The organism is Gloeocapsopsis crepidinum LEGE 06123, assembly GCF_015207655.1.
Taxonomy (GTDB): domain Bacteria; phylum Cyanobacteriota; class Cyanobacteriia; order Cyanobacteriales; family Chroococcidiopsidaceae; genus Gloeocapsopsis; species Gloeocapsopsis crepidinum.
In genome coordinates this window covers 104,369-112,650 of the sequence record NZ_JADEWN010000010.1, presented here as the reverse complement: position 1 = coordinate 112,650, position 8,282 = coordinate 104,369, and the positions used below count along the sequence as shown (strand labels likewise).

At 41.7% G+C, this 8,282-nt stretch carries 9 protein-coding genes; 6 read left to right on the top strand and 3 right to left on the bottom strand.

Translation table 11 applies throughout. The features are described from left to right. Nucleotides 1–423 precede the first annotated feature (423 nt). Nucleotides 424–1,071 carry a response regulator transcription factor gene (locus IQ230_RS06325; protein ID WP_099701919.1) on the bottom strand — a complete coding sequence of 216 codons (648 nt, stop codon included), beginning with the start codon at nucleotides 1,069–1,071 and terminating at the stop codon, nucleotides 424–426. 300 nt (nucleotides 1,072–1,371) lie between these two features. Beyond that, nucleotides 1,372–1,851: a (2Fe-2S) ferredoxin domain-containing protein gene (locus IQ230_RS06320; RefSeq protein WP_193931199.1), complete on the bottom strand. Its 480-nt coding sequence runs from the start codon at nucleotides 1,849–1,851 to the stop codon at nucleotides 1,372–1,374. Nucleotides 1,852–2,026: 175 nt separating this feature from the next. Between IQ230_RS06320 and IQ230_RS06315 the strand changes: the two genes are divergently transcribed. The 5 genes from IQ230_RS06315 (at nucleotide 2,027) to IQ230_RS06295 (ending at nucleotide 5,710) form a co-directional block, all read left to right on the top strand. Next, nucleotides 2,027–3,538, top strand: coding sequence for a hydroxysqualene dehydroxylase (locus tag IQ230_RS06315; RefSeq protein ID WP_193931198.1), 1,512 nt, complete (start codon nucleotides 2,027–2,029; stop codon nucleotides 3,536–3,538). A 64-nt stretch (nucleotides 3,539–3,602) separates the two neighbouring features. Further along, nucleotides 3,603–3,842, top strand: coding sequence for an AbrB/MazE/SpoVT family DNA-binding domain-containing protein (locus IQ230_RS06310; protein WP_193931197.1), 240 nt, complete (start codon nucleotides 3,603–3,605; stop codon nucleotides 3,840–3,842). Further along, complete coding sequence (locus IQ230_RS06305) at nucleotides 3,832–4,170, top strand: type II toxin-antitoxin system PemK/MazF family toxin (RefSeq protein ID WP_193931196.1); 339 nt, start codon at nucleotides 3,832–3,834, stop codon at nucleotides 4,168–4,170. The genes IQ230_RS06310 and IQ230_RS06305 overlap by 11 nt, the downstream gene beginning before the upstream one ends. Nucleotides 4,171–4,276: 106 nt before the next feature. Further along, nucleotides 4,277–5,383, top strand: a complete 1,107-nt coding sequence (gene bchI / locus IQ230_RS06300; RefSeq protein WP_193931195.1) for a magnesium chelatase ATPase subunit I — start codon at nucleotides 4,277–4,279, stop codon at nucleotides 5,381–5,383. Nucleotides 5,384–5,407: 24 nt separating this feature from the next. Further along, entirely contained in the window at nucleotides 5,408–5,710 is a 303-nt protein-coding gene (locus tag IQ230_RS06295) for a hypothetical protein (protein WP_193931194.1), read from the top strand. Nucleotides 5,711–5,756: 46 nt separating this feature from the next. Here IQ230_RS06295 and IQ230_RS06290 read toward each other — a convergent pair whose 3' ends face one another. After that, entirely contained in the window at nucleotides 5,757–6,125 is a 369-nt protein-coding gene (locus tag IQ230_RS06290; protein WP_193931193.1) for a VOC family protein, read from the bottom strand. Nucleotides 6,126–6,161: 36 nt separating this feature from the next. On the opposite strand from IQ230_RS06290, the gene IQ230_RS06285 reads away from it, so the two are divergent. Then, nucleotides 6,162–8,240, top strand: coding sequence for a M48 family metalloprotease (locus tag IQ230_RS06285; RefSeq protein WP_193931192.1), 2,079 nt, complete (start codon nucleotides 6,162–6,164; stop codon nucleotides 8,238–8,240). The last annotated feature ends 42 nt before the right edge of the window (nucleotides 8,241–8,282 follow it).

Genomic DNA, 8,282 nt, shown 5'->3' with positions numbered 1-8,282 from the left:
CAGTAATTCCCATTGTTCATCTGTGAGATCGGTACGATATGATTGACCCATGACTCTCGTTCTCTGTCATTTTTTGCTATTGACAGGTTATTGTAACGAGAGCTTTTTTACTTTTCAGACCTCCTCTTAGAACTAAGAGGAACCAGCCAACAAATTCAAAATGCCCTGATCTATCTCAACGAATTAGATTTAGAAATTTGGAAACAGCTACCTTCAGAAGAAGACGGGTGGTAATAAACAGTTACCAGCGTTATCCTACTAAGTGAATTCGCATAATTCAACAGACTCAGATATTAGAAATCAAGTAGTTGAAAACTGTATCTGAATCTGAATTTTATGTTAATTTACTTTCAGAAATATAAACCTACTTAGGTAGTAGAGCATAACTAGATAACTAGATAATCGCTCAATAGTTGAAGTTGATCACGCCATTTGGTTTTCAATTGCCCACCGCGCTAATTCTGTACGGTTATGCAATCCCGTTTTACCAAGCATATTTGAGACGTGACTTTCTACAGTTCGTTGACTAACATTAAGTTCTTCAGCAATGTCACGGTTTGCTAAACCTCTAGCAACAAACTGCACAACCTTCAGTTCAGTTTGAGTCAGATGAACATCAAAAGGAACTTGAATTTTAGGTGCAACCTCACTACCGTTATTTGTCTGCTGAGTACGGCGATACGCCTGTTTTAAAGATGCTTCTACCTGTGCTACGAGTTCTTCTGGCTCAAATGGCTTGACCATATAAACATCAGCACCTGTGTTCAGACCCTTAACTCGATCTTGACTTTGACCTTTAGCTGAAAGGAACAAAACTGGAATCCAGCTGATTCTCTCATCTTGGCGTACATTATTGACAAACGTGTAGCCGTCCATTTCTGGCATCATCACGTCGCAAATAATCATATCTGGAATTTCCTGCTCTAAAATCTGCAGGGCTTCGCGTCCATTTTCTGCGGTAATAACTTCATAACCACGGAATTCTAAATAATCCTTGACGAGCAAAATCAAGTTCGGGTCATCGTCAATCAGGAGTAGTCGCTTGTTGTCTTTGGCAGTAGTTTCTTTCATGGTATATGCTACTCACTACAATTGAGCTAAAGGTATTTATCAATAATCTTTTCTACAATATTTTCTGCTTGTTGGCATGTTGTTAATAATATTATTTTGTGGTTAAAGTATATTAACATTATGTTTTTTGAGAGGGTTTGCAAGCCGTAATTGAGATAGAAGCACTGAGATATTAACAATGGTACGAAAATTTTGAAGTATATCTAACGCGATATTATATCTGCATTCTTAGGAATTGTTGGTATGCAGTTAGAAATTATCTTATTTTTGATTGAGGTTGACTAATGTCGGTAGCGATCGCTATTCAACATCCGCAGTCTCCTTTACCATTGCGGCGGGTTCAGGTAGAGGATGTGTCAAAAAAGCGTATTCCTCAACAACTCGATTACAAATAATATGCTCCTGGAGAATGCGTTCAATCACTTCTGGGGTTGCTTGTCGATACCACACACCATCAGGATAGACAACTAAAATCGGTCCTTGGCAGCACACTCGTAGACAATTTGCTTTAGTGCGAAAGACACAACTCGGACGTGTCGCAGTTGGTTTGTCAAGTTTTAGCTGTTTCAAGCGCTTTTTGAGATACTCCCAAGATTCCAGACTAGCTTCTTTGGAGCAACATTGCGCGAGAGTCTGGTCAGCACAAATAAATATATGACGTTGGATCTGTGGCAACCCTAAACTTTGAACGCAAGCATTCAATCCCTCTAGATCTTGCGCCGTACAATTCTCATTGACAACATCTGCGGCAGTAAAATCGGTTGCTGCTGATTCATTCATCACGGTTACATCACCAAATTCACTTTTTATCCCAGCTTTCCAATTTAAGCATAATAATTATTTTGTAGCCTCAATGGCTGCTGAGACACTGAATTAACTAATCGCTAATTACTAAGTGCTAATTGCTGACAAACAAATAGTGTCATTCTAGACTTAGGAATTATCAAGGTACGCTATGCAATCAACATCACAACCTTCCCCCAAAATTATTGTTGTCGGTGCTGGTTGGGCTGGGTTAGGGGCGACTTATCATTTAGCAAAGCAAGGCTACGATGTGACGCTTTTGGAAGCAAGTCCCTATCCTGGTGGGCTAGTCGCAGGTTGGCAAGCCGCAGGACGTTCAGTAGAAGCCGGAATTCATGGTTTTTGGTATCCCTACTGCAACACCTTTTCCCTCGTACGCGAGTTAGGTATTACCCCTTTTACGCCGTTTACTCGTTCCTCGCAATATTCCCCAGCAGGATTAGAAGTCGTATCGCCTATTTTTCAAGATCTACCGCGACTTCCTGCACCACTTGGAACATTTCTCTACACTCAGTTTCAGCGTTTACCTCTGATTGATCGCCTGAGTGCTTTACCGCTACTTTACGCTGTAATTGACTTCGATAACTCTGACGCTGCATGGCGACGCTACGATTCTGTCACCGCCAGAGAGTTATTTAAAGATTTTGGTGTTTCAGCACGTTTATATCGCGATTCCTTTGAACCGATGCTTTTAGTTGGTTTATTTGCCCCTGGCGAACAATGTTCTGCTGCTGCAACTTTAGGAATGCTGTATTACTTTATCTTGGCGCATCAACCAAATTTTGATGTCGTTTGGTGTCGCGGAACTGTAGGCGAAATGATTTTTCAGCCTTGGGTCAAGCGCATCGAGCAAGCTGGTGGTAAGTTATTAGCAAATCAACGGGTAAGTGATTTAATTCTTGATGATAACGGTCAAGCAACAGGTGTTGTTTGTGGAGAACGAGTTTTTACCGCTGATGCAGTTATCTTTGCGGTGGGAATCAGTGGGATGCAAAAGATTATTAGTAGTAGCCTCTCCCTGCAAAGCTATCAAGAATTCCGTGATGTCATGAATTTAGGTGCTATCGATGTCTTAGCCACTAGGTTGTGGTTTGACCGCAAAATTGAGATTCCCCGCCCATCAAATGCGTGTTTTGGGTTTAATGCGACAACAGGCTGGACATTTTTCGATTTAAACGCACTACATGATGAATACCGCAATACCCCAGGTACAGTCATTGAAGCTGATTTTTACCACGCTAATCAATTTCTTCCCTTGAGTGATGCAGAAATTATGTCATTAGTACAGCGTGACTTAGCAAAGTGTATTCCTGCTTTTCGTACCGCCAAAGTCATCGATAGCAACGTGATTCGTTTACCAAGGGCTGTGACGCATTTCGCACCTGGTAGTTATCAATACATGCTGCCAGCAACGACAAGTATCAAAAATGTGTTTATGAGCGGTGACTGGATTGTCAACCGTCACGGTTCTTGGTCGCAGGAAAAAGCTTATGTTACAGGGTTGGAAGCAGCTAACTTGGTTATTTCACGCTTTGGACGCGGTACTCCAGCTGCAATTATTCCTGTTGAATCTGATGAACCACACATTCAGCTTGGGCGATCGCTCAACAATACTCTACATTACCTAACTCAGAACTTACTCCCAGACTTTTGGTTGCCTTAGTCAACCTAAGTAATACCGTATTACTATAAAAGTTATTGTCTCGAATCGAGAGCAGATTTATTTTATGGCTAGACGCAAATTACTCGTGTCTAGAGTGACAAAGAAATACCAAGCAACGATTCCTCAAGATGTCAGAAAAGTACTGAAAATTGCGCAAGGTGATTGTGTAGCGTTTGAAATTGAGTCAGGGCAAGTGGTATTAAAAAAAGCGCCATCGCTTGATTGGAATTATCTGAATGCTGTAGCAGAAACTTTAGGCGAGTGGGAATCGGTCGCAGACGAGGAAGCTTATCGTGACCTATAGCCAGTTCGATGTTGTTGTCGTACCGTTTCCCTTTACTGATATTTCCGCGACAAAAAGACGCCCAGCACTTGTGTTAAGTGATGACGTTTTCAATACTCCTTCCAATAGAAGCGTGATGGCAATGATTACTACTGCCAGTCATTCTCCGTGGATACTTGATGTTGCGATCGCTAACTTGGCAAGTGCCGGACTTAAAGCCGCTTCGGTGGTACGGATGAAGTTGTTTACCCTAGACGACTCTATAGTTATCAAACAAATAGGCATATTAGCTCAAACAGATAAATTAGCAGTCCAAAAAGCACTACGACAGCTTTTTGCGATCGCTTGAAAATATGGAGTCGATCTCTTTTTCCCTCTCACCCCTCACTCCTCACCCCTAACCCCTCAGAGTGTGGCACAATGAAAAACGGTGTCCCCATTTCAGGTAATTTTCTGTGAGTTCAACTGCCCAAGCTGTCCGTCGCGTTTTTCCCTTCACTGCCATTGTCGGTCAGGAAGAAATGAAACTTGCCTTGTTGTTGAACGTGATTGACCCCAAAATTGGTGGTGTCATGATTATGGGCGATCGCGGTACTGGTAAATCAACAACAATTCGGGCATTAGCTGATTTACTTCCAGAAATTGAAGTTGTTGCTGATGACCCTTTTAATAGCGATCCTCAAGATCCTGAACTAATGAGCGATGCTGTCAGGCAGCAAATCGAACAGCAAGCAGAAATTCCTGTCACGCACAAAAAAGTTCCTATGGTTGACTTGCCCTTGGGCGCAACTGAAGATCGAGTTTGTGGCACTATCGATATTGAAAAAGCCTTATCTGAAGGAATTAAAGCGTTTGAACCAGGACTTCTTGCTAAAGCAAATCGAGGCATTCTCTATGTTGATGAAGTCAATTTACTCGACGACCACTTAGTAGATGTTCTTCTCGACTCAGCAGCAGGGGGTTGGAACACTGTAGAACGTGAAGGTATTTCGATTCGTCATCCTGCACGCTTTGTTTTGGTGGGTTCCGGAAACCCCGAAGAGGGCGAACTGCGTCCGCAACTCCTCGATCGCTTTGGGATGCACGCAGAAATTCACACTGTAAAAGAACCCGCATTACGCGTTCAAATCGTTGAACAACGAGCTGAATTCGATCAAAATCCGCAGCAGTTTTTAGAAAAATATCTACCCCAGCAGCAAGAATTGCAACAAAAATTAATTCAAGCTCAAGCACTACTACCTTCAGTGAATCTTGATTACGACTTGAGAGTAAACATCTCAGAAGTCTGCTCCGAACTTGATGTTGATGGCTTACGTGGCGATATTGTCACAAATCGTGCTGCAAAAGCTTTAGCAGCCTTTGAAGGACGTACCGAAGTCACTGTCGATGATATTCGTCGCGTCATTACGTTATGCTTGCGTCATCGCTTGCGGAAAGACCCCTTGGAAGCAATTGACTCTGGATACAAAGTCGAAAAAGCTTTCAACCGCGTATTCGGTATTGAAGATGTTACCGAGAGTGCACAGTCAAACGGTACCGCCCAGATGAGTGGACGTCGCTAATTATCTCTTGTTGGTAGGCACAATATGGCAATTTGGCGCTTTTGGCTGAATACTTTAATCTTATCTAGCCAGTACAATCCACCCCGCTTTGTTGAGCTTATTATGCTGTGGATAGCATTAATCCTCTTAACAGTTTGGAGTCTTGTACCATTCTGGCCTTATTTAGTATTAAGCCTCAGTTTTGTCATTGGATCGTCAATCTCAATTTTGATCCGCGAAGCGATCGCCCCTTCACCTTATATCCGTGCAACTCAAGTAACTGCAGTCCTGATGCTGATTATTAGTATCTACGGTTTAGCGGATGTAATTCAATATTTTAATTGGTAATGATGCATGGCGATGCCTTAGTAGAGTTAATAGCCAATGATTGACGTCAACTAGACTGATGTAGAATTAGACGATTGCCTTGTGGATCGTAGGCATATATTTCTTTTCCGTGAGAAGCTGTTAATGTTTCGCCTAGTGGTGGGTAGCCTAGATGAGTAAGGTGCGCAATGGCATTTTCTAGGTCACTGACTTCTAAGCACAAACTCATTGCGCTACTTGAGTTCTCAAACTCAGGTTGGTGCATTTGCTTTGGTTTAAAAATACCTAATCGCAAACCTGGTAACTGAAACTCGGCATAACGATTTAGAGTGTAATGCTGTGGTTTTATATTTAGTAGATTACTGTAGAAAAGCACTAACTTTTCTAGATCAACTGTTGCTAACGTTACAAAGGCACTGTTACAAGAGAAATTCATAAAATAAAAATTTCATCAATTTGACACAATAAAATCATGGCTGCTCCTCATTCATCTGTAGTAGCTGGATTAACAGCTTTAAATCAAGGAGATTATCACAAGGCGATCGCGCAACTTGAAGCGGCGATCCAAAACTACAATGACCCTACAACGCTTGTGAAAGTCCAGATGGGTTTAGTCATTGCTTATAAAAATATTAGAGATGAACGTGCGATCGCACTTTGCCAAACTTTAAGCCATCATCCCGATCCTCAAATTCAAACATGGGCATTGCGTCATCTTCAAGAATTAAACCGCCCTTCTCAACAACTTAAACTAACCCAAGTAAATCAATCTGATCGCACTAGTTCACTAAAGCAGAATTCTGCCACACCAGCGACACTTTCAACCGGACACTATACCCAACGATTAAAAAAACTACAACGACTGCCTCAGATAAATTTGCTCCCGCTGTGGTTACTACAAGCAGGAACAGCGATCGCGTTCTTTTGGCTAATCCGCGAACTGCTACAAGTATTCATGGGGGTCACTAACGATTTATTAGTTAACTTACCCTACCTAGAACCAATCCAACTTTTTTACCGCGATCCGACACAGTTTGTTCTCGTCACACTTTTTATATTGCTTAGCGTCTCTCCCTGGTTACTTGATGGATTGCTACAAGTATTTTATGGTTTACAACCCTTATCACTCGATACACTAACATCTCATAGCCCAGAAGCCCGCCAATTGCTAGAACGCTACTCTCAACGGCAAAATTGGAAAGTACCACAGCTGAGATTATTACCAATTTCAGTACCGCTAGCACTCACCTATGGCAACTTACCTAGAAATGCCCGTATTGTAGTTACTCAAGGGCTTCTAGAACACTTAACAGCGAATGAAATTGCCACGATTTATGCAACGCAACTAGGACATATTGCTCACAAAGATTTTGCCATCATGTCCTTAATTATGGCTGCAACGCAGTTACCTTACACTGCTTATTACCAAATATCGCAATGGAGTCATAAAATTCCTTACTTTTATCTGCGATTTCTTGCTGGTGTTATCGCTAATTTTGCCTACGTGGTTTGGTATCTTCTTTGCATTCCTGCAGTTTGGCTATCTCAGGTACGAATTTACTACAGCGATCGCTCTTCAACTGAAATAACAGGTAATCCAAATGGTTTAACTCGTGCTTTACTTAAAATTACTCAAGGTGTCGCAACAGACATTCAAAAACAAGAATGTCTAAGTTGGCTATTGGAAAGTTGGCAGTTGCTTGTTCCTATCAATCACCATCAAGCTATGACTCTTAGTCCATGCAAAACATCGACTGACTTTGAGTCTGTACTAACTTGGGACTGTTGTCATCCTTATCGATACTGGTTTAGTCTTAACCAGACACATCCGCTTGTAGGCGATCGCTTGCAACGTCTTGCTGACATTGCTCAAAATTGGTCTTTGAAGCCTGAATTAGCGTTCCTGAGAACAAGCGTAGATAGGTCAACCTTTGTGCCTTTTTTACGACAAGGTGCTCCTTTTTTTTGCATTATCCTAGGCTTAATTCTTGGATGTCTGACTTGGTTAATTGGTGCAATTGGAGTTTGGTTAAGAATACCGCAGTTAGCATGGATGTTTGGTGACTGGTTTTTAATTTTAGGTTTCTTACCAATAGGCTTTAGTATTGGTACGTTTATTCGCATCAATTCTTTTTTCCCTGACAGCAACTTTTCCAACTCAAAGTTTGAACTCCTCAATTTCTTATCTAACCCTAATATGCTCCCCCTAAATAGCCAACCGCTACGTCTGCAAGGTAAACTCCTAGGACGCCGCGGTATCAGTAACTGGTTAGTGCCAGTTTTGATTTTAGAATCGGATATTGGATTAATCCAACTGCATCAACCATTACCGAAACTTGTTGACACATTGCTCAATAACCATTCACCGCTTGTTGGTCAATATATTGTCGTGACTGGGTGGTGTCGTCGCGGAGCTACATTGTGGTTAGATCTTGATACTTGGCATCAAACTCGTAGTGGTCGTAGTTATCATCCAGTTTGGTCTACAATTTTAGCTTGCGCCGCCGCTATCTGGGGAGCATATATTATCTTACAGGGTGGTACAAAATAATATGAAGAAAAATTGCAGAGTTCGATTAGCTTGTGTTAAATT